The sequence below is a fragment of the Rhizobium sp. LjRoot98 genome, assembly GCF_964252935.1.
GTDB lineage: Bacteria > Pseudomonadota > Alphaproteobacteria > Rhizobiales > Rhizobiaceae > Pararhizobium.
The window spans coordinates 93,748-113,747 of sequence record NZ_CAXUPW020000005.1 but is presented as its reverse complement, the minus strand read 5'-3'; the positions used below and the strand labels follow the sequence as shown (position 1 = coordinate 113,747).

The following is a 20,000-nucleotide window of genomic DNA, read 5'->3' as shown; positions in this document are numbered from 1 at the left end:
CACGGCTCCAGGTAGCGAAGGGAAAAATCATCATGAACAGCGTTGCCTATGTCACCGTCGATGTCTTCACCAGCGAACGGTTTTCCGGCAACCAGCTAGCCGTCATTCCCGACGCACGCGGCCTCACGGACGCGCAGATGCAGAACATCGCCGCCGAATTCCGCTATTCCGAAGTCACCTTCGTGCTGCCGCCACAAGACCCTGCCAATACGGCGCGCGTGCGGATCTTCACGCCGACCATGGAAATTCCGTTTGCCGGTCATCCCAATGTCGGCACGGCCTTCGTTCTTGGCCGACAGGACGGAATATTCGGCAGACCAGCCGGCGATGTGCTCCGGTTCGAGGAGAAAGCCGGAATTGTCGAGGCGGCATTGACGCGCGATGCTGAGGGACACGTGATTGGCGCGGGCATTTTCGCTCCACAGCCGCTGTCGCTTGGGCCGCAGGTCGACAGCGAAACCATCGCCCGCTGCGCCTCGATCGAAGTACGGGCACTTCGTATCACCACCCACGTTCCCGTCATCGCCTCTGTCGGCCTGCCTTTCGCGGTCGCTGAAGTAACGAGCCTTGAAGCGCTTGCCAGGGCCTGCCCCAACACCGCAGCCTTTGCAGAAGCCGGGCGGCGGTATTCGCCGGAAGACGATCAGTTTGCCCTGTTTCTCTACACCCGACAGCCGGAAAATCCGTGGGCTCTGCGCGCCCGAATGTTTGCGCCGCTTGACAATGTCATCGAAGACCCGGCGACCGGCAGCGCGTCAGGCGCGCTTGGTGCGTTATTGACCTCGCTGCTGCCGGACATGGATGCCACCGATGAGATCACCATCGAACAAGGCGTCGAGATGGGCCGCAGAAGCGTGATCGGCGTCACTGCTGTAAAATCGAAGGGGCAAATTGAGAGCGTCCGGATAGCGGGGCAATGCGCCCCGGTCATGACGGGCTCCATTCTTCTCTAGGGCCGGATCGGCCCAGTCGCCACGATCAGCAGGATCATAAATCTGAGAAACCTTACGGCACCACTTGCTGCATCGCCTTTTCCAGATCATTGCGATCGAAAGGCTTTTGCAGCACCCGGACCTGCTCGAAGCCCTCCGCCAGCCCCGCAGTCCCATAGCCACTGGCGAAGAGGAACAAAATCCCGCGCTGGCGCAGAATTTCGGCAATGGGAAAGGATTGCTTTCCGGCGAGATTGATGTCGAGGACGGCAAAGTCGATATCCGCCGTCTGGGCCAATAGTAGTCCCGGCTCCAACCGCATCGCGGGGCCAACGACGTCAAAACCGAGATCAGTCAGATAATCTTCCACAAGCATTGCAACAAGGGCTTCATCCTCCACGAGAAGAACGCGTTTTTTAGCCTGTTCAATCACCGGGAACACTTTCCTCGATGGCTTGCATCGTCGTTTCCAGCATGAAGATCAGCCCATCGGGGCCGTAGTTGACCTGGGCAGTACCCCCAAGTTCCATCGGCAGCACCCGCAAGATCAGCCGTGACCCAAAGCCCTTGCGGTCCGACGCTGGCATGGGCGGTCCACCAGTCTCGCACCACCTCAGCGTGAAGGCGCTGCTATCTGCCTTCCTGATCACCGACCAGTCGATTGTCACAAACCCCGCCTCATTGGAAAGCGCGCCGTACTTGACGGCATTGGTTGCCAGTTCGTGCAGAGCAAGCGACATCGACAGCGCCGCGCGGGGACCCAATCGGACGTGAGGGCCGCGGATCCGGAAGCGGTTCCCGCCAGGGCCATCGAAGGCTTCCAGCGAAGACGTCACGATCACCGCAAGGTCGGCGCCATCCCAATTCTCATTGGTCAGGATATTGTGTGCAGCTGACAACGCCAGAATACGCGCACTGATGGCACCGCTTGCCTCCTCCACGGAGTTTGCGCCGCGTAGCGTTTGCGTGGCAATCGATTGCACGGATGCGAGGGTGTTTTTCACACGGTGGTTCAGTTCGTTCACCAGAAGCCTCTGGTGATTTTCCGCCCGTACACGCAGCGTCACGTCCGATCCCTGGACGAAGATATGAGTCACATCGCCATCATCATTCTTGATCGGCTGATAAACGAAATCGAGATATCGTTCCTCGACACCTTCGCCCGGCTTTTGCAAGAGTACCTTTTCGGCGGTGCGGTTGACAGCCTGGCCGGTCTCGAAAACCTTGTCCAGCAGTTCGACGAAACCTTGGCTGGTGATCTCCGGGAGCGCCTCGCCGACCGGCTTTCCCAGAACATCGCGCTCGCCGATCAGTTTGCGATATTCCGGGTTGACGAGCTCGAAACGATGCTGCGACCCTTGCAGCATGGCCATGAAGGACGGCGCCTGCTCGAACAATTGCTGAAGCCGCTCATGCTCGGCCGCGTTGCGCCGGTCTGCAAGAACACGTTCGGTGGTTTCCACGACGATCGCAATCACACCTGCAGGCTTTCCGCTTTCATCAAGCACCGGCGAATAGTCGAGGTCCATCCAGACCTGCTCCGGATAGCCCTTGCGATGCAGTGTCAGCTCCTGATCGCGATAGGCAAGCGTTCCGCCGGCAAGCCCGACTTTCATGACATTGTCGTTGAAGTCGGCGACCTCCGCCCATCCTTCGCGCACATTCGAGCCCAGAAGGTGCGGATGCCGCTTACCGGCAAAAACCGAATAGGCATCATTATAGATCATCACCCCCTGCTCTCCCCACAACATGACGATGGGCACAGGCGATTGCAGCAAAAGAGACGTGGCAGTCTTCAGACAGCCTGGCCATTCACTGACGGGGCCGAGAGGGGTTAAAGCCCAGTCGCGGTCTCGGATGAGCGCACCCATCTCGCCGCCATTCCCCAGAAACGCGAAGCCGTCTTCGCCGTTTCGGGATTCACTTAGCCCAAGGCTCATGGTTGCCAAGCCCTTTCACGTCGCGGACTGCAAAGCAGATCAAATGACCGATTGTTCCTTAATGAGCAGGACTTAACGCTTGTTTCGAAAACGGCAAGGCTGATGAGGACCGGTTCAAGTCAAAGTTTTTTCGCGCGCCTAAGGCCGGATCAGCACCGTCACCATCATCACCGCGATCGCAAACACGGCGATCTTCCAGAAATCGCGGCGATGGCGCAGTCCCGGCAGATTGAGTGGTTTCAGCACCTGGATCAACATCGCCAAAAGCAGGATAACCGTTAACGCTTTGGACATTGTTTTCTCATTTGTTGAAAAGAGCTTACAGACGCTTCCGGCCCGTCACACGCGCGTCACTTTTGCGCGCGATCTGGGTTAGAGCGTCTTTTGCAGTCTCACTCAATAAAAAATTCCGGCTGGCAATTGTGGCGGCATGGCCCTACCTTTCGGTGCAGCCCGGAACCAGCGGAATTCACATGCGAAAAAACCTTCTTCCCGTCGCCGCACTCCTGCTTGGAACGCTGTTTCTCTTTCTCGGAAACGGCCTGCATAGCCTGCTTTTGCCTGTGCGCGGCACGACGGAAGGTTATTCGACGACATTGCTTGGTCTGCTTGGCACCTCCTGGGCCAGCGGCTTCGTGCTCGGCTGCTTGCTCGCCCCGACCATCGTCAAACGCGCAGGCCATGTCCGCGCCTTCAGCGGCTTTGCGGCACTGCTCGCCATCATTGCCCTTCTGACCGGCCTGCTCGTCGATCCGATCTGGTGGGTCGTCTTACGCGCCTTCACCGGTTTCTCCACCGCCGGCACCTCGATGATCATCGAAAGTTGGCTGAACGAACGCGCCACCAATGAAAGCCGTGGCGCAATCTTCTCGCTCTATATCGCCATCACGCTGATGGGCGTTGTCGGTGGCCAGCTGATGATCCCGTTCGGCAACACCGGGACGACGACATTCTTCATGATTTGCGGCATCGTCTATTGCCTGGCCATGCTGCCGACACTGTTGTCGACCGCCGCCTCGCCGCAGCCGCTGAAACAGGTGAGCCTTGACCTGCGCGGCCTCTACCGCAATTCGCCGATCTCCTTCCTCGGCATCCTGCTAGTCGGCATCGCCAACGGTGCTTATGGTACGCTCGGCGCTGTCTTCGGCCGCCAGGTCGGGCTGACGGACAGCAATGTCGCGTTGATGATGAGTACGACGATCTTTGCCGGTGCGGTCATGCAGTTTCCTGCCGGCCGCCTCTCCGACATGATCGACCGCCGTTATGTGCTCGCAGCCCTCGCCGCCGTTGCCGCCGTTGCTGGCACGCTGATTTTCCTGATCGAGCCGACGCATGTGATCATGCTCATCACGCTTGTCGGCATCTATGGCGCCACCGCCAATGCGCTCTATCCGATCGCCGTATCGCATGCCAACGACTTTGCGACGCCCGAAGATTTCGTCAAGATCTCCGGCGGGCTGCTTCTGCTCTACGGTATCGGCACGATCATCGGCCCGACCATTGGCGGCCCGATCATGACCGTCACCGGACCCTACGGCCTGTTCATGATCACCGCCTGCGCCCATGTGCTGATTACGGCCTACGCAATCTTCCGCAGCCGCATGCGTGCGGCGGTTCCAGCGGCCGAACGCGACGCCTACTCGACAATCAACCCCGGCACGCTGACAACACCCGAGAGCCTGCAACTGTCGCCGCGAGCTGCTCCCTTCGAGGAGGAGCCGAATGGTGAAGAAGGGCTGGAAAGGAAACCGCAATGAGCCTGTTTGACGATGACCGCCCAAAGAAGCAGCCCGCCCATGAGATCGGCGCCGATCTCGCGTTGCTGTCGGCCGACGAGCTTTCCCTGCGCATTGATGTGCTGAAACAGGAGATCGAGCGGCTGGAAGCCGAACGGGCAAGAAAGTCGGCCAGCAAATCGGCAGCCGAAAGCTTCTTCCGTTAATATTCTTAACTTTCGAAGGACGATCGCGACGGCCGGCCATTGAAAACAATGGCAACATTCGCCACGGCTTTGGCCGCCGAAACGCATCATTAAGCATTATAAGGTATTACTGAGGCATCCGGATCGCTCTGGACTCAGACATTTCACCATCGGCGAATGGTCTGATTTTTCTCCCTGTTTTACCTTGAGAGCCGCTTTATCGCGGCTCTTTTTTTGTCTTTTTTTCCACAATTTGCAGAGAATTGTGGAGATTAACCCTTTCTTAAGAATAGACTTGCGCGGAATGCGCTATGGGATCATGTTCAAGCTATCAGATGGACGGCAGGAAACTTTTTGTTAACCCGTTCGTTACCTGCCCAAGTCGATGCGTTTAACCAGGGAATCCGACCATGTCCGAACGTGGATTGAATACAGTGAGCTTTGCCGGTCACGCCGCTTCTTCGGCGCAGTTCAAAGTGCTGTACTCGGAAGGCATGGGCCTGGTTGAAGAAACGGCAAGCTATCTCGACGGTCCCGGCCGCACCGCCTCCAAGGTGCTGCCGCGCATGGCATCCGTGCTCTACGCCGCTGAGTCGATGCGCCTGACCACTCGCCTGATGCAGATGGCTTCCTGGCTTCTGCTGCAGCGCGCCGTCAACAATGGCGAGATGAACCGCGAACAGGTCCTGTCGGAAAAGAACAAGGTCCGCCTCGACAGCTTCAACGTTGACCGCACCGCACCCGGCTGGAACGACCTGCCGGAAGGCTTTCGCGATCTGATCGACCGTTCGCTGCGCCTGCAAAACCGCGTCGCCCTACTCGACCGCGAAATCTACCGGCCGCAGGAAGCCCAGAACTTCCTTCCGGACAACCAGAACGGCGTCAAGGCCCAGCTCAACCTACTGCAGACCGCCTTTGGCACCAACTGATCGGCGCCAAGCAGATAGCCTGACATAACAAACCCGGCCCATAGAGCCGGGTTTTTTGTTGTTGTGCCAATGCCCTCGAAACTATCGGTTCCCGGCCTGTTTCAGGCGAAGCACCAATGTCCGGCCCCGGCGAATTGCGGTCAACGCTGCTCCCGCCGCAATAACCCACAGCGCCACCATCAGCACCTGATTGTGGCCGTCCCACAGCGGCTCCAGGATGGAGATGGCTGCCGCCGCCGTGATGGCGGCCATCCGATGCTGCTTGGCCATCGGGCCGGAGAAGTCGCTCGGTTGCCCGGTGGCTCGGCCGAGTTCCCGGACGTAAGCTGTCGAGACGGCAAAGGCACCCGCCGCCCAGCCAAGGCCCGGCATGCCGATGCCATAGCCGACGCTGGCAAAGATCAAAAGGTCGGCGACCCGATCGGGAAACTCATTCCAGAACGGCCCATCCGGCGCGCCCTTGCCACCCTCCACGGCGACCATGCCGTCGAACAGATTGCAGAGCAGGCGCAACTGGCAAAACAGGATCGCCAGCAGCAGGCAGGCGATCCGCAACCCGCCGGTGTTTTGCCCCGCCAGCACGAATGCGCCACCGGCCAGCGCTGCCGCCAGCATACTCGCTTGTGAGATCTGGTTCGGCGTGATGGCGCGTGCCGCCAGCCACCGCGCAATAGCGCCGGCCCATTGCGTATTGCGGCTTGCCAGGGGCCTCCGGTCGCCTGTGTCCGTCATGATCCCGCACCTTTTCTTCCGGATAATGAATAATTGTAGATCGCCGCATAACTGGTGGAGACCATAAGCGGCACCGCAATGGTGCTGGCGATTTCGGGCGTGCCGATCAGCGCATGCAGCGCCGTCAACAAGCTTGCCGACCCCAGGCAGGCGATCAGCGGCGGCGCCCAAAACCTCGCCATACCGAGAAAGCGTCTGGATAGGGTGTCGATCACGGATTTCAGAAACAATGTCAGGCAGGCAGACACGGCCCCCTGCAGAAGTCCCGAATAGAGCGGTTGCGGCATGGCATGATTGCGATTGGCAAACACAGCCCAGCCGCCCATGGCCAAAAAGGCGAACAGGACATGCACCGCGCCGCTGCCTGCCAATCGCCTGAGCGTTGCCATCACGACAGCGACCACCAATAACGCACGATGTGAAAGAAGATCGGTGCCGAGAAGACCACAGAATCCAGCCGGTCGATCAATCCGCCATGACCTTCGATAAGATTGCCCCAGTCCTTGACGCCACGATCGCGTTTGATCGCTGACATGACCAGCCCGCCGAAGAAACCCATGAGGGTGATGATAAAGGCCAGAACGCCCGCCTGGAACGGCGTAAACGGTGTGATCCACGATAGCGATGCACCGATCAGCGTGGCGCTGATCACGCCGCCGACAAACCCCTCAACCGTCTTCGACGGCGACAGGTTCGGCGCGATCTTGGTGCGTCCGAACAGCTTGCCCCAGACATATTGCAGCACATCGCTCAACTGCACGACGATCACCAGAAAGGCGATTAGAAGCACATTGCGCCCCTCATAGCCGGGGATAGAGAGGGTGAGCAGCGCTGGCACGTGCGACACGCAGAAGACACAGATCATCAATGCCCATTGCACCTCTGCAATGCGAAGGAGGAAGCGCTCGGTGTCGCCCCTGAGCACGGAAATGATTGGCATTAACAGAAAAGCATAGACCGGAATGAAGATCGCGAAGATGCCGTACTGCTTTGTCCAGAGAAGGTAATACTGGATCGGCAGAACGATAAAGAAGGCCGAAGCCAGCGCCCAGTGATCGGCACGCCGGGTGTTGATCAGGGTGATGAACTCCCGCAAGGCGGCAAAGGAGCAGAACGCGAAGAGTATCAGAACGCCGACGCGCCCTGCGATGAAGGCGATGCCGATCAGGATGACCATCACCCACCAGGCCTTGATGCGGGCATTGAGGTTCTCTACCGCCGCATTCGGCCCATTGGCGGAAAAGCGCTGTTGCAACACGTAGCCAATTGTCGAGGCGAAAATCAGCACGCCGAAAATACCGAGAACCAAAGTCAGAAGGTCGGAGCTTGCCGTGTTCATTCGCCGGTTCCCAGTGGTTTTGGAGCCAGGGCCAGAAGGGCCGACTGCATGCGTTCGAGGAAGGCGTCCTTGTCCTCGTTCACCATAATCCGCATTGCGTCGCCGAAGGTGACGGTGCAGATCAGGGGGATCGGCACGATCTCGCCCTTCGGCATGACGCGATTGAGATTGTTGATCCACACGGGCACGAGTTCGACGTCCGGCCGAGCCGAAACGAGATGGAAAAGCCCGCTCTTGAAAGGCAATAGCCGCGCATCCGTCAGGTTGCGCGTGCCCTCCGGAAAGAGGATCAGCGACGAGCCATCATCGATCGCTGATGTCATCAGCGCGATCGGATCCTGTGTCCGCTTCTCCCGTTCGCGCTCGATCAGCACCGCGTTGAAGACGTCGCGGCCGATGAAGGTACTGATTTTGGATTTCAGCCAATACTCGGCCCCAGCAACCGGCCGCGCCAGCTTGCGTAGCCTTGGCGGCAGCACCGCCCAGACCAGCACGAAATCGCCATGGCTGGAATGATTGGCAAAATAGACGCAAGGCCGCGACGGCAATCCATGCTCCGGCCAGATGGCGCGAACCGCGGTTATCGCGCGGGCAAACAGAACGAAGGCCGCAGCAGCGAACTCCGCAATCATGATCTTCATGCTTATCCCATCCCCGTCAGCACAGTGACGCCGGTGGGAACTCTAGCGACGGTTGCGCCGTGAGGGAAGCGCCATTGACGCTTCCGGTGCAAAGCGGACGCGTTATCCCTATGCAGGCGGCATCCTGTCGAATTTCGGCAGGTCCGGGTCGAGATGGTCCCAGCCATAGCCGCGTACATGGTAAGTCACCGCTTGCGGCTTGAACCGGCCGGGATCGTCCAGGCTTGCCGCATGCACAGTGAAGAAATCCGGCGTGGCTGCGAAGGTCAGATAGACCGGCGACCCGCAAGCCGGGCAAAAGGCGTGCCGCTTGATCCCGCCGCTATCACCAGTGACTGCCCACTCTCTCGCCTCCCCTTCAAGCTTCACATCCTTCCGTCCCGAAAATGTCAGGTAGGAGCCATGCCCCGTGCCACTTCGATGCTGGCAATCCCGGCATTGGCACTCGTTCATGAAAATCGGTTCTGCGGAGATTTCATAACGGATCGCGCCGCAGGCACATCCACCTTTGAAAGCCTTGCTCATCTCTCTTCTCCTCAAGATGTCGTTGAAAGCGAATGCTGTTGGCGCACGGGTTCGCCTGCGCTGCTTGTGGGCAGCGCTCCAGGCGCGGTGTTGTGATTTCAGCGGCGACGTAAGAAGAACCACGCCTCGCGCGACGAGTCGCCATTCACAGTCGCCGGACAGCCTCGGCAGACAGATCTTATGCGGGCATCGTCAATGCAGGGACTTCGTCCCATCCTGTTCGGTCACCACCGCATCCAGGTTGCGCACGACCTTTTTCCAGCCATTGCTCATATTCTGATAGGCCGTATCATTCCTCGGCAGCACGAAACCGGAATGGACAAGCCGGATACGGGTGCCGTTCTCGACCTTGGTGAGCATCCAGGTCACAACGGTATCAAGCGGCGAGCCATAACCGGCATTACCCGCGTGCCCGCCCTTCCAGGCATAGGCCAGACGCTGGCTGGGGATCACCTGCAACACCTGACAACGAATGATCCCGTCCCACTCCCCCGCCGGTGTCGTCTTGAACGTAAAATGCGTACCCTCGACCGCCTCGAACCCGGTTGGGGCCATCATCCACCGGGCAATCAGGTCGCCCGTTGTCAGGGCTTTCCAGATCGTCTCGGGCGCATGCGGAAACACCTCCTCAAGCACGATATCCTGCGTATCGGCGTTCAACACAGCGTCGTTCATGGATCGATCTCCTTGAGCAGGGTTCTGAGATTGGCAAAGCGGTCACGCCAGAACGCACCATAGTGGCCCATCCAGTCGGCCAGCGGCTCGAGGCCTTCCGGCCTGGCCCGGTAGTAGACATTGCGGCCTTCCGGCCGCTCGACGACCAGGCCCGCCAGCTTCAATGACTTGAGATGCTGCGAGATCGCGCCTTGAGTCACGCCGCTGCCGCGCGTCAGCTCCACCACGGTTATCTCGTCAGCACCTGCGACGCGCTCGAAAACAGCGCGCCGCGTCGGGTCGGCCAGTGTTCGCAGGACAGTGGTGATATCAGTGGCTTCGATCATGGAAAATCAAATAGCAAACACTAATTGATTAGTCAATACTATTTTTTTCTGACCGGCTGCGATCACGCTGCCGGCGTGCGAAGGATGCCCGGTTCAGAGCCTGACGCAAAGGGTAATCCTTCATCGTCCCATCCGGTGATGCCACCGATCATAATCTTCACCGGACGCCCGAGGCGCGCAAGCTTGAGCGCAGCCTGATCCGCGCCGTTGCAATGCGGGCCGGCGCAATAGGCAACGAACAGCGTATCCTCCGGCCACTCCGCCATGCGTTCATGCGATATTTCCCGGTGCGGCAGATGCAGCGCGCCTGGAACATGCCGGCGCGCGTAGGCATCAGTCGAGCCGACGGCGTGAAGAAGGACAAAGTCTTGCTCGCCGGACATCAAGGCCGATGCCACATCGGCACAATCGGTCTCCACCGAAAGCCGCTTCAGAAAATGATCAATGGCGGCACTAGAGGATGCAGCGGGATAGTCGGTTACGAAACTCATTTTGATCTCCGTTGTGATGATGGAGAAATTCCTAGATCACATCCGCCCGGAGTTGCAGATGGCATTATCGCCATATATCATCAAGATCATGCCAAATACATCTCCAGCCTCGCCCAGCCGCAATCCCCTCGTCGTTGCAATCGCCTATGATGGCCTGTGCACGTTCGAATTCGGCGTTGCGGTAGAGGTTTTCGGCCTTTCAAGACCCGAGATGGGGCCTGACTGGTATCGCTTTGCCGTTGCCGGGATCGACGATGGCGAAATGCGCGCAACAGGGGGCGTGCGGTTTGTCGTCGATGGCGGGCTGGAGCTTCTGTCACAGGCCGGCACGATCATCGTGCCGGGTTGGCGCGGAGTCGAGACGCCAGTGCCTTCCAGCCTCTGTGGCGCACTGAGGAATGCGCACGATCGCGGTGCCCGCATACTGTCGATCTGCTCCGGCGTCTTCGTCCTTGCCGCTGCCGGGCTTCTGTCCGGCAAACACGCAACGACACACTGGCGCTACACGGATATCCTGAAGCAGCGATATCCTGACATTCTGGTCACACCCGATGTACTTTACGTCGATGAAGGAAGTGTTTTGACATCGGCGGGCAGCGCCGCGGGTCTGGATCTCTGCCTGCACCTCATCCGCCGTGACTTCGGCACGGCGGCCGCCAACATGGTCGCGCGGCGGCTGGTCGTTCCTCCCCACCGCGATGGCGGACAGGCGCAGTTCATTGCACAGACGGTTCCCAAGCCACACGAGAGCAGCCGGCTCGGGCCGCTGCTCGACCACATGCGCGCCCATCTGGGTGGCGACCATTCCGTCGAGGTCCTGGCTGCGCGAGCCGGCATGAGCACGCGCACCTTTTTGCGGCGCTTTGAAGCCGCCACAGGCCTGACGCCGGCGCGGTGGCTTCTCGCCGAGCGCCTGTCACGCGCCCGTGACCTGCTGGAGACTTCGCAAGCATCTATCGAAACGGTGGCAGAGATCGCCGGCTTCGGAACGACCGCGACATTGCGCCATCACTTCCGCAAGCATCTGTCCACCACGCCTGCCGCCTACAAGGAGGCATTCGGCAAGGCATCTTGAAAAGTGCGAAAGATCGCACGATCCGCAACGCAAAAAAGCCCGGACGAACCGGGCCTTCTCGAAACTGTCTTCCAGCAGGAAAGGCTTAGAGGCCGAGGCCTTCGAAGCGCTTCTTGAACTTGGAAACGCGGCCGCCGCGGTCCAGCATCTGCTGATTGCCGCCGGTCCATGCCGGATGCGACTTCGGGTCGATTTCGAGGTTCATGGTCTGGCCTTCCGAACCCCAGGTCGAGCGGGTTTCGTAGGACGTGCCGTCCGTCATGACGACTTTGATCATGTGGTAAGCGGGATGGATATCAGCCTTCATAACAATCTTCCTGCAAGTTCCAGGGTCCAATTGTCGCAAGCCATTTGCGGGCCATTGCGGCATGGGGACCGAACACGTAAATGAAGCCGCAGACCACTGAAGGGACCACGGCTTCCCAATTTGATGCCGTGCCTATACATGATGGTCATTAGGATAACAAGTACCGCCGGAGAAGACTCGTACGAGTTTTGCAGCTTCTTCCGGTATTGGAGGTCATGTGTCGAATGAGGTCGTTCAACCGGCGGGACGAAAGTCAGTCCGCCCGCTGGTCAAGCTGCTGCCGTATATCCAGCGCTATCGCAATCTCGTCATAGGAGCGGGTATTTCACTGGTCGCCGCTGCCGTGACGACCTTGACGCTGCCGATGGCCGTGCGCCGGATGATCGACCACGGGTTCTCCAATTCCGATTCCGGCTTCATCAACACCTACTTCTCGATGCTGATGATCCTGGCGATCATCCTGGCCTTGGCGAGTGCCTGCCGTTATTATTTCGTCATCACACTCGGCGAGCGCATCGTGTCCGATCTGCGCCGCGATGTGTTCGATCATATCACCCGGCTTTCACCCTCCTTCTTCGACGTCAACCAGTCCGGCGAAATCGTTTCGCGGCTGACCGCCGACACGACTCAGATCAAGTCCGCCGTGGGCGCGACCGCGTCGGTGGCGCTGCGCAATATCATCCTGTGTCTCGGGGCCATCGGCATGATGGTCTATACCAGCCCGAAGCTGTCGAGCCTGGTGATTGCCGCGATCCCCGTCATCGTCTTCCCGCTGGTCGGGTTCGGCCGCTCGGTCCGGCGCCGCTCGCGCGAAGCGCAGGATACGCTGGCCGCCGCTTCGGCCTATGCCGGTGAAGCGATTTCCGCCGCCCGCACCGTCCAGGCCTTCAATGGCGAGGCTGCAGCTCAGGCTCGGTACGGCAGCGCCGTCGAAGGCGCCTATGAGGCCGCGCGCTCCGCCATCAGGGCCCGCTCCATCCTCACCGCCTTTGCCATCACCATGATCTTCGGCAGCGTCGTTGCCGTCCTATGGTTCGGCGCGCAGGACGTCTTGTCCGGCACGCTTTCGGCCGGCACGCTCGGCCAGTTCCTGCTCTACTCGGTCTTTGCTGCCGGTAGCCTCGGCGCACTTTCGGAAGTCTGGGGTGAACTTTCCCAGGCGGCGGGCGCCGCCGAGCGCCTGAGCGAACTGCTGGCTGAGCAGCCCGAGATTATCGCGCCAGCCGATCCGCTTGTCATGCCGGAACCGGCACAGGGTGCCGTAAGCTTTGACGACGTGCATTTCGCTTACCCCTCACGCCCGGGCTACAAGAGCGTCAAGGGCCTGAGCTTTGCGGTCAAGCCGGGCGAGACGGTTGCGATCGTCGGCCCGTCGGGTGCAGGTAAAAGCACCGTCTTCTCCCTGCTTCTGAGGTTCTATGATCCGGTGAAAGGCGCGATCAGCGTCGATGGCGCCGATATCCGTGCCGTCGATCCGGAGGCGCTGCGCCATCGCATCGCCATCGTGCCGCAGGACGTGACGATCTTTGCCGCCTCGATCCACGATAACATCGCCTTCGGCATGCCATCGGCATCGCGCGATCTGGTGAAGGCGGCGGCCGTCGCCGCGCAGGCCGACGAATTCATCGCCCGGCTCGATCAGGGCTACGACACGCAGGTTGGCGAACGTGGCATTACGCTCTCGGGCGGCCAGCGGCAGCGCATTGCCATTGCCCGCGCCATCCTCAAGAACGCACCGGTACTTCTCCTCGACGAGGCAACCTCTGCACTCGATGCCGAGAGCGAAACCCTCGTCCAGAAAGCGCTGGACGGGCTGATGCGTGAACGCACCACGCTGGTCATCGCCCACCGGCTGGCGACGGTACTCAAGGCTGACCGCATCCTGGTCATGGATCAGGGCAAGATCGTCGAAGAAGGCACGCACGCTTCCCTCGTCCGCCAAGGTGGCCTTTATGCCAAGCTTGCCCGGCTGCAGTTCGACTATGATGCGCCGGAAGCCAGCAATGTCGTGACGCTCGGCTGACACGCTTAACGGTTAATCTCATCCCTAAGGTTGCCCTGCGGGTCTCCAGCGCTATTGTTGGAGGCAGAAACGGTTTGAGCCGTTTTGCGGACAGCAACGTCTTTGGGAGGAGATTTGAATGGCTTTGTCTTTGTTGAAGCGGCGGACGGCGCTTGGCCTTGCAATGGTGGCGGCATCGGCGCTTGCGCTTGGCACTGCGGCGCAAGCACAGGAATTCCCCGATCGTCCGGTAACCCTCGTGGTACCCTTTGCAGCCGGCGGCTCGACCGACGTGGTCGCCCGCATCATCGGTCAGAAAATGGCTGACGATCTTGGCCAGCAGGTCGTGGTTGAGAACGTCGCAGGCGCCGGCGGCAATCTCGGCGCCGACCGGGTGGCACGCGCCGAGACCGATGGTTACACGATCCTGATGGGAACGGTCGCTACCCACGCGCTCAACCCGTTGATCCTGAAGACCAAGCCTTATGATCCGGAAAAGGATTTCGCCCCTGTCTCGCTGCTGGTGCTGGTCCCCAACGTGCTGGTGGTCAATCCGGAACTCCCCGCCAAGAATGTTGCGGAACTCGTCGCTCTGCTGAAGGCAGCCCCGGAGCAATATTCCTATGCCTCGTCCGGCAACGGCACGCCGCTGCATCTCTCCGGCGAACTGTTCAAGAAGATGGCCGATGTCAGCATGCAACATGTTCCCTACAAGGGATCAGGCCCGGCGTTGAATGACGTCATCGGCAATCAGGTGCCGATCATGTTCGATAATCTGCCGTCCTCCTCCGGCCATATCAAGTCCGGCACCCTGCGGGCGCTGGCCGTCACCACCAAGGAGCGCGCGCCGTCCTTCCCGGACGTGCCGACGATCGCCGAGACCATCCCCGGCTATGAGACCTATACGTGGAACGCTCTGTTTGCTCCGGCAGGGACGCCGAAGGAAGCCATCGACCGGCTGAATGCTGCGGCAAAGAAAGCTCTGGCCGACCCGACAGTGGCTGAGAAGATGAAAGAGTTCAGCGCCACGATCGTTGCCTCGACGCCGGAAGAACTCGCCACCCATGTCACGGCGGAACTGGCGAAATGGGGTCCGGTCGTCAAGGATGCCAACGTCCAGCTGGATTGATGCTGTTCCGCTCCCCGGTCACTCCGGGGAGCATTTCCCGCGTCCGCTTAGACGCCGACGCTGCGTCCGGCGATGCGGCCAGAAAACAGGCAGCCGCCAAGAAACGTGCCTTCCAGCGCATTATAGCCATGCATGCCGCCGCCGCCGAAACCGGCGACTTCCCCGGCAGCATAGAGCCCCGGAACCGGTTCACCCGACAGCTCCAGCACCCGGCCATTCAGGTCCGTCTGCAGGCCACCCAGCGTTTTCCGCGTCAGGATATTCAGCCGCACTGCGATCAGCGGCCCGGCCTTGGGATCGAGCAGCCGGTGCGGTTTGGCAGTCCGCATCAGCCTGTCGCCGAGATAATTGCGCGCACCCCGGATGGCGGTAATCTGCGCGTCCTTGGAGAAGGCGTTATCGACCTCCCGGTCCCGCGCTTCGATCTGGCCGCGCAGATGGTCCAGCGACAGCCGCCCCTCGCCGCTCAGGGCATTCATCGCCTCGACCAGATCCTCCAGCCTGTCGCGAACAATAAAATCCTCGCCCTTGTCCATGAAAGCCTGCACGGGTCCCGGCGGATTTTTGCCGAGCCTTTTCAGCAGCAGCGGAATATCCTTGCCAGTCAGATCCGGGTTCTGCTCGGAACCGGAGAGCGCGAACTCCTTCTTGATGATCGCCTTGGTCAGGATAAACCAGCTGTAGTCGGCCCCGGTCTTGCTGATGGCTTTCAATGTGCCGAGCGTGTCGAAGCCCGGCATGGCGGGCGCTGCAAACCGGTTGCCATCGGCATCGCACCAGAACGAGGATGGCCCGGGCAGGATGCGAATGCCGTGGTTCGTCCAGACAGGATCGAAGTTTCTCAGACCCTCGGTATAGTGCCACATGCGGTCCTTGTTGATCACCGATCCACGCGCATGCTCGGCGATCTCGATCATCCGCCCATCGACATAATCCGGCACGCCGCTGACCATGACATTCGGCGGCGGGCCGAGCCGGTCAACCGGCCATTGCTTGCGGACAATATCGTGATTGCCGCCGATGCCGCCGGACGAGACGACGACGGCTCCAGCCTCGAACCAGAACTCGTCAACCACCTCGCGCGAACTGCGCTGGCCGCGCGGCACGCCGTCATTTCTCAACACTGAACCGCGCGCACCGGTGACAGCGCCATTGCTCATAATCAATTCATCGACCTGATGACGGAAGCGAAAGCGAATGCGGCCCCGCGCCTCCAATGCCCGTGCCCGGGCGATGAACGGCGCCAGCACGCCCGGACCAGTCCCCCAGGTCACATGGAAGCGCGGCACCGAATTTCCGTGACCACTGGCCAATCCTCCGCCGCGCTCGGCCCAGCCGACCACCGGGAACCAGCGCATGCCCTGACTGTGCAGCCAGGACCGTTTTTCGTTCGCTGCAAAATCGAGATAGGCCTCGGCCCAGCGGCGCGGCCAATAGTCTTCGGGGCGGTCGAACTGCGCCGATCCCATCCAGTCCTGCCGCGCCAGATCGAGCGTGTCTTGGATGCGCATGCGGCGCTGCTCCGGGCTGTCGATAAACAGAAGGCCCCCGAGCGACCAGAAGGCCTGCCCGCCGAGATTCTGTTCGCCTTCCTGATCGAGAACGATGACGCGCAGCCCGCGATCGGCAGCCTCCACGGCGGTCACGAGACCGGCAAGCCCCGCCCCGATCACCAGCACATCGCAATCCATCAGCATCCTCCCACAGCTCCACCTTACCGGACATTACGCACACGTAAACGTCAGGGCAACGGGAACACGACCGGAAAATCCGCAGCAAAAAATGATGGACCGCCGCGCCAAACGGCGGCGGCATCCGCTACTTCTCGGTGAGCTTCAACTCGATACGGCGGTTCTGCGACCGCGCTTCGGGCGTATCGCCCTCGGCAATCGGCTGAAATTCGCCAAAGCCCGCAGCAACCAGCCGATCGGCCGGAACCCCCTTGGAAATCAGGAATTTGACAACCGATGTCGCACGGGCCGAGGAAAGCTCCCAGTTATCGGCATAGCGCCCGGAGCCGGACAGCGGCACATTGTCGGTATGGCCATCGACGCGAAGCACCCAGTTGATCTCGGAGGGAATTTCCTTGGCGAGATCAAGCAGCGCTGAGGCAAGCTTGGCCATCTCCTCCTGTCCGGCCGGATTCAGCTCATTGCCACCGGACGGAAACAGGACCTCCGACTGGAAGACGAAACGGTCGCCGACAATACGGATATTTTCGCGGTCGGAGAGGATTTCGCGCAGACGGCCGAAGAAATCGGAACGATAACGGTTGAGTTCCTGCACGCGCTGCGCCAGCGCCACGTTCAGGCGGCGGCCGAGATCGGCGATCTTTGTCTGCGAGGCATTGTCCTTGGCTTCTGAGGCCTGCAGCGCGCCTTCGATGGCAGCGATCTGACTGCGCAACGCGGCGATCTGCTGGTTCAGCAGGTCGATCTGGTTCATCGCCCTTGTGCTCACCTGCTTTTCAGCATCGAGCTTGCCCGTCAGGTCGCCAATCTGCTGGTTTGCGCTGTCGGAACTGCCTGCCCCCTGTTGCAGCAGCGCCTGCAGCCGCGAGCGCTCGCCCTCGGACGTCGCCAGCGAAGCCTGCAGATTGGCCAGTGAATCCTCAAGATCCTGCTTGCCGCCCTTTTCCAGCGCCAGAAGCTGGGTTAGTTCGTTGATCTGGCTGTTCAACCGGTTGAGCACATCATCCTTGCCGCTGATTTCGCGGCTGAGCAGAAACTGCCCGAGCACGAAGACGCAGAGCAGGAACATGATGGACAAGAGCAGCGTCGACAAAGCATCGACAAAACCAGGCCAGTAATCGACAGTCCTCTGGCTGCGGCCCTTACGCGCCAATGCCATCAGTCATTACCTCCGCCGTCTTCAACGCGGGCAAGCTTGGACGGTGCTCTGTCTGGATGCGCCGGGATCCTGTCTGCCTGGCCGATGCGGGCCGAGAGCTTGTCGAGCGTCTTGCGCATCGACTTGGCTTCCTCCTGCTGTGCCTCGATCCAGTCGCGCAGCATCCGCTGCTCGCCGCGCATATTCTTGACCAACCCTTGAATGCCCTCTGCAAGGCTGGCCATCGCAGCCGTCGTGCGCTGGTTCATGCCGCCATCCTGGTTCAGCCGGGCCAGTTGCTCGGTCAGTTGACGCAGTTCGTCCACCGGCGCAGCCGTCTGCCTGCCGGGCGCAACCATCTGATCGGAACTGACGTCCGTCACGGAGGACAGCCAGTTTTCAAGTTCGGTATAAAACCGGTTCTGCGCCCTACCCGCCTGCAGATCGAGAAAGCCAAGGATAAGAGAACCCGACAGACCGAAGAGCGATGTCGAAAATGCCGTACCCATGCCGGTCAAAGGTGCGGACAGGCCGGTCTTCAGTGCGGCCAGGACGTCTTCTGTACTTCCTGTTCCTGCATCCAGAGACTGGATGACGGTGTTGATCGAACCGATTGTGCCGAGCAGGCCCCAGAAGGTCCCGAGCAGGCCGAGGAAGACCAGAAGCCCGATCAGGTAGCGCGAGGTATCGCGCGATTCGTCCAGCCGGGTCGCAATCGAATCGAGGATGGAGCGCAGCGCGGTTGTCGAGATCGACATCGAATGGCGCTGGCCGATCAATGCCCGCATCGGCGCCAGAAGCACCGGATCGCGGCCCACCTTCTCGGCGCTGCCGGCTGCGCGGAACGAATTGAACCAGCGAACTTCCGGCCGCAGGCTGAAAACGTGATTGAAAACCAGCAGGATACCGATCAGGAGAACGCCGAAAATCAGACCATTCAAGCCGGGATTGCTGAGAAAAGCCGCCTGTGCCTGGCGAAACAGGATAGCCCCAAGGAAGCCCACAATGATCAGGAAGATCACCATGGTCCAGAAGAAGACCATCGGGCTCGACAGCTTGTTGGGATTATACCCCTCGTTCAAATCTCCGCCGGCATCCCATCCCGACAGTTCCAATTTCGCCATGGGGCTCTACTCTCCGGTTTGCCAGTGCTGCGGCCTTGCCATTATCCAACAGGTAGGGCGGCGCTGGGCGGAGACTACTGCATAATTCCTCAAATCGGAATCGATTTAAGGAAAAATTAGGCTGCAAATTTAAAGCACTACAGTGGCCTTCGCGCGTCACGAATGACGCGCGTTGCCGTGGCCGGACTTTTCGCCAAGCCGAAAGGGAACAACGGGCAACATCAACGGGACGAAAACAGCCGCCCGCTCAGGTTATTGCTGGCTTACTTGCCCGGAATGGGGCGGTGCAGCACATCGTGCAGCGCCTTGCGGATATATTCGTTGCCCGCAACGATCGAGCCATCATCCATCGGCTTGTTGCCGCCGTCGATATCGGCGACCCAGCCGCCGGCTTCACGAATCAACAGGATGCCCGCGGCCAGATCCCACGGCATCAGGCCGCGTTCCCAGAAACCATCGAACCGGCCAGCCGCGACGTAAGCGAGGTCAAGCGCAGCGGCTCCCATGCGGCGCACGCCGGCAACTTCGCCCATGACATGGCGCAGCTCGACCAGATAGGTGCCGTGATTGGCCACGCCCAGATGCGGGGTGCCGGTGCCGATGACGGCATCCGAGAGGTTCTTGCGGGCGGAAACGCGCAGACGGCGGTCGTTGAGGAAGGCTCCGCCGCCACGTTCAGCCGTGTAAAGTTCGTCGGTCGCCGGATTGAGGACGACAGCCGCGACAACTTCCCCCTGGCGCTCCAATGCCACCGAAATGGCGAAATGCGGAATGCCGTGCAGGAAATTGGTCGTTCCATCCAGCGGATCGACGATCCAGCGATGCGCGCCATCGGTGCCGGCGATTTCTTCGCTTTCCTCGCCGAGGAAACCATAGGTCGGGCGAGCCTTCAAAAGCTCTTCGCGGAGCAGCTTTTCCGCCTTGCGGTCGGCCTGCGAAACGTAATCGCCTGGGCCTTTCAGCGAGACCTGCAGGTTCTGCACTTCGCCGAAATCGCGCGCCAGGGACTTGCCGGCCTTGAACGCGGCCTGAACCATGACATTGAGAAGAGCTGAGCGTGCCATTTTGGCTTTCCTTCGAAAC

23 protein-coding genes are annotated in these 20,000 nt (G+C 60.3%); 7 read left to right on the top strand and 16 right to left on the bottom strand.

The features are described from left to right. The first annotated feature begins 32 nt into the window (after window positions 1-32). Window positions 33-953, top strand: a complete 921-nt coding sequence (locus ACSQ3J_RS17390; RefSeq protein ID WP_436039665.1) for a PhzF family phenazine biosynthesis protein — start codon at window positions 33-35, stop codon at window positions 951-953. 52 nt (window positions 954-1,005) lie between these two features. Here ACSQ3J_RS17390 and ACSQ3J_RS17385 read toward each other — a convergent pair whose 3' ends face one another. The 3 genes from ACSQ3J_RS17385 to ACSQ3J_RS17375 all read right to left on the bottom strand — a co-directional run bounded on the left by ACSQ3J_RS17385 (window position 1,006) and on the right by ACSQ3J_RS17375 (window position 3,166). After that, on the bottom strand, window positions 1,006-1,365 hold the full coding sequence (locus ACSQ3J_RS17385; RefSeq protein WP_082512304.1) for a response regulator: 360 nt from the start codon (window positions 1,363-1,365) through the stop codon (window positions 1,006-1,008). Next, window positions 1,358-2,659, bottom strand: a complete 1,302-nt coding sequence (locus ACSQ3J_RS17380) for a sensor histidine kinase (RefSeq protein WP_436039663.1) — start codon at window positions 2,657-2,659, stop codon at window positions 1,358-1,360. Before ACSQ3J_RS17380 ends, ACSQ3J_RS17385 begins: the two co-directional genes overlap by 8 nt. A gap of 351 nt (window positions 2,660-3,010) precedes the next feature. Continuing rightward, complete coding sequence (locus tag ACSQ3J_RS17375) at window positions 3,011-3,166, bottom strand: hypothetical protein (protein ID WP_436039662.1); 156 nt, start codon at window positions 3,164-3,166, stop codon at window positions 3,011-3,013. 179 nt (window positions 3,167-3,345) lie between these two features. On the opposite strand from ACSQ3J_RS17375, the gene ACSQ3J_RS17370 reads away from it, so the two are divergent. The 3 genes from ACSQ3J_RS17370 to rcdA all read left to right on the top strand — a co-directional run bounded on the left by ACSQ3J_RS17370 (window position 3,346) and on the right by rcdA (window position 5,722). Beyond that, on the top strand, window positions 3,346-4,629 hold the full coding sequence (locus ACSQ3J_RS17370) for an MFS transporter (protein ID WP_436039661.1): 1,284 nt from the start codon (window positions 3,346-3,348) through the stop codon (window positions 4,627-4,629). After that, a complete protein-coding gene (locus tag ACSQ3J_RS17365) occupies window positions 4,626-4,814 on the top strand; it encodes a DUF1192 domain-containing protein (protein ID WP_060506495.1) in 189 nt (62 codons plus the stop codon). Before ACSQ3J_RS17370 ends, ACSQ3J_RS17365 begins: the two co-directional genes overlap by 4 nt. A gap of 389 nt (window positions 4,815-5,203) precedes the next feature. Further along, window positions 5,204-5,722: a protease adaptor protein RcdA gene (rcdA, locus tag ACSQ3J_RS17360; protein WP_060506496.1), complete on the top strand. Its 519-nt coding sequence runs from the start codon at window positions 5,204-5,206 to the stop codon at window positions 5,720-5,722. 81 nt (window positions 5,723-5,803) lie between these two features. On the opposite strand, the gene ACSQ3J_RS17355 is transcribed toward rcdA, so the two are convergent. The 8 genes from ACSQ3J_RS17355 to ACSQ3J_RS17320 form a co-directional block, all read right to left on the bottom strand. Next, complete coding sequence (locus ACSQ3J_RS17355; RefSeq protein WP_436039659.1) at window positions 5,804-6,454, bottom strand: CDP-alcohol phosphatidyltransferase family protein; 651 nt, start codon at window positions 6,452-6,454, stop codon at window positions 5,804-5,806. Beyond that, window positions 6,451-6,843, bottom strand: coding sequence for a hypothetical protein (locus ACSQ3J_RS17350; protein WP_436039657.1), 393 nt, complete (start codon window positions 6,841-6,843; stop codon window positions 6,451-6,453). The genes ACSQ3J_RS17355 and ACSQ3J_RS17350 overlap by 4 nt, the downstream gene beginning before the upstream one ends. Further along, window positions 6,843-7,793 (bottom strand): phosphatidate cytidylyltransferase, encoded by a 951-nt coding sequence (locus tag ACSQ3J_RS17345; protein WP_060506499.1) that lies wholly within the window; start codon window positions 7,791-7,793, stop codon window positions 6,843-6,845. The genes ACSQ3J_RS17350 and ACSQ3J_RS17345 overlap by 1 nt, the downstream gene beginning before the upstream one ends. Beyond that, a complete protein-coding gene (locus tag ACSQ3J_RS17340) occupies window positions 7,790-8,434 on the bottom strand; it encodes a lysophospholipid acyltransferase family protein (protein ID WP_436039655.1) in 645 nt (214 codons plus the stop codon). Before ACSQ3J_RS17340 ends, ACSQ3J_RS17345 begins: the two co-directional genes overlap by 4 nt. Window positions 8,435-8,542: 108 nt before the next feature. Next, window positions 8,543-8,959 carry a GFA family protein gene (locus tag ACSQ3J_RS17335; RefSeq protein WP_436039654.1) on the bottom strand — a complete coding sequence of 139 codons (417 nt, stop codon included), beginning with the start codon at window positions 8,957-8,959 and terminating at the stop codon, window positions 8,543-8,545. A 192-nt stretch (window positions 8,960-9,151) separates the two neighbouring features. Further along, window positions 9,152-9,634: an SRPBCC family protein gene (locus ACSQ3J_RS17330; protein ID WP_436039652.1), complete on the bottom strand. Its 483-nt coding sequence runs from the start codon at window positions 9,632-9,634 to the stop codon at window positions 9,152-9,154. Further along, window positions 9,631-9,960: an ArsR/SmtB family transcription factor gene (locus tag ACSQ3J_RS17325; RefSeq protein WP_060506503.1), complete on the bottom strand. Its 330-nt coding sequence runs from the start codon at window positions 9,958-9,960 to the stop codon at window positions 9,631-9,633. The genes ACSQ3J_RS17330 and ACSQ3J_RS17325 overlap by 4 nt, the downstream gene beginning before the upstream one ends. Before the next feature lie 62 nt (window positions 9,961-10,022). After that, on the bottom strand, window positions 10,023-10,451 hold the full coding sequence (locus ACSQ3J_RS17320; protein ID WP_436039651.1) for a rhodanese-like domain-containing protein: 429 nt from the start codon (window positions 10,449-10,451) through the stop codon (window positions 10,023-10,025). A gap of 58 nt (window positions 10,452-10,509) precedes the next feature. Between ACSQ3J_RS17320 and ftrA the strand changes: the two genes are divergently transcribed. Beyond that, the gene (ftrA, locus tag ACSQ3J_RS17315; protein WP_436039650.1) at window positions 10,510-11,526 is read left to right on the top strand and encodes a transcriptional regulator FtrA; all 1,017 of its coding nucleotides are present in this window, start codon (window positions 10,510-10,512) and stop codon (window positions 11,524-11,526) included. Window positions 11,527-11,611: 85 nt separating this feature from the next. Here ftrA and rpmE read toward each other — a convergent pair whose 3' ends face one another. Continuing rightward, window positions 11,612-11,833 (bottom strand): 50S ribosomal protein L31, encoded by a 222-nt coding sequence (rpmE, locus tag ACSQ3J_RS17310; protein WP_037099961.1) that lies wholly within the window; start codon window positions 11,831-11,833, stop codon window positions 11,612-11,614. Between the two features lie 217 nt (window positions 11,834-12,050). Here rpmE and ACSQ3J_RS17305 point away from each other — a divergent pair, with 217 nt between their 5' ends. Together ACSQ3J_RS17305 and ACSQ3J_RS17300 are read left to right on the top strand one after the other, a co-directional pair. Continuing rightward, window positions 12,051-13,856 carry an ABC transporter transmembrane domain-containing protein gene (locus tag ACSQ3J_RS17305; protein ID WP_082512306.1) on the top strand — a complete coding sequence of 602 codons (1,806 nt, stop codon included), beginning with the start codon at window positions 12,051-12,053 and terminating at the stop codon, window positions 13,854-13,856. A 118-nt stretch (window positions 13,857-13,974) separates the two neighbouring features. Beyond that, the gene (locus tag ACSQ3J_RS17300) at window positions 13,975-14,964 is read left to right on the top strand and encodes a Bug family tripartite tricarboxylate transporter substrate binding protein (protein ID WP_436039648.1); all 990 of its coding nucleotides are present in this window, start codon (window positions 13,975-13,977) and stop codon (window positions 14,962-14,964) included. A gap of 47 nt (window positions 14,965-15,011) precedes the next feature. Here the strand turns inward: ACSQ3J_RS17300 and ACSQ3J_RS17295 are convergent, their stop codons facing one another. From ACSQ3J_RS17295 to ACSQ3J_RS17280, 4 genes are all read right to left on the bottom strand, one after another. Next, window positions 15,012-16,655, bottom strand: a complete 1,644-nt coding sequence (locus ACSQ3J_RS17295; protein WP_436039646.1) for an FAD-binding dehydrogenase — start codon at window positions 16,653-16,655, stop codon at window positions 15,012-15,014. A 127-nt stretch (window positions 16,656-16,782) separates the two neighbouring features. Next, a complete protein-coding gene (locus ACSQ3J_RS17290; RefSeq protein ID WP_060506507.1) occupies window positions 16,783-17,814 on the bottom strand; it encodes a peptidoglycan -binding protein in 1,032 nt (343 codons plus the stop codon). Continuing rightward, window positions 17,814-18,917, bottom strand: a complete 1,104-nt coding sequence (locus ACSQ3J_RS17285) for a MotA/TolQ/ExbB proton channel family protein (protein ID WP_436039644.1) — start codon at window positions 18,915-18,917, stop codon at window positions 17,814-17,816. The genes ACSQ3J_RS17290 and ACSQ3J_RS17285 overlap by 1 nt, the downstream gene beginning before the upstream one ends. Before the next feature lie 263 nt (window positions 18,918-19,180). Next, window positions 19,181-19,981 carry an inositol monophosphatase family protein gene (locus ACSQ3J_RS17280; RefSeq protein WP_060506509.1) on the bottom strand — a complete coding sequence of 267 codons (801 nt, stop codon included), beginning with the start codon at window positions 19,979-19,981 and terminating at the stop codon, window positions 19,181-19,183. Between the last annotated feature and the right edge of the window lie 19 nt (window positions 19,982-20,000).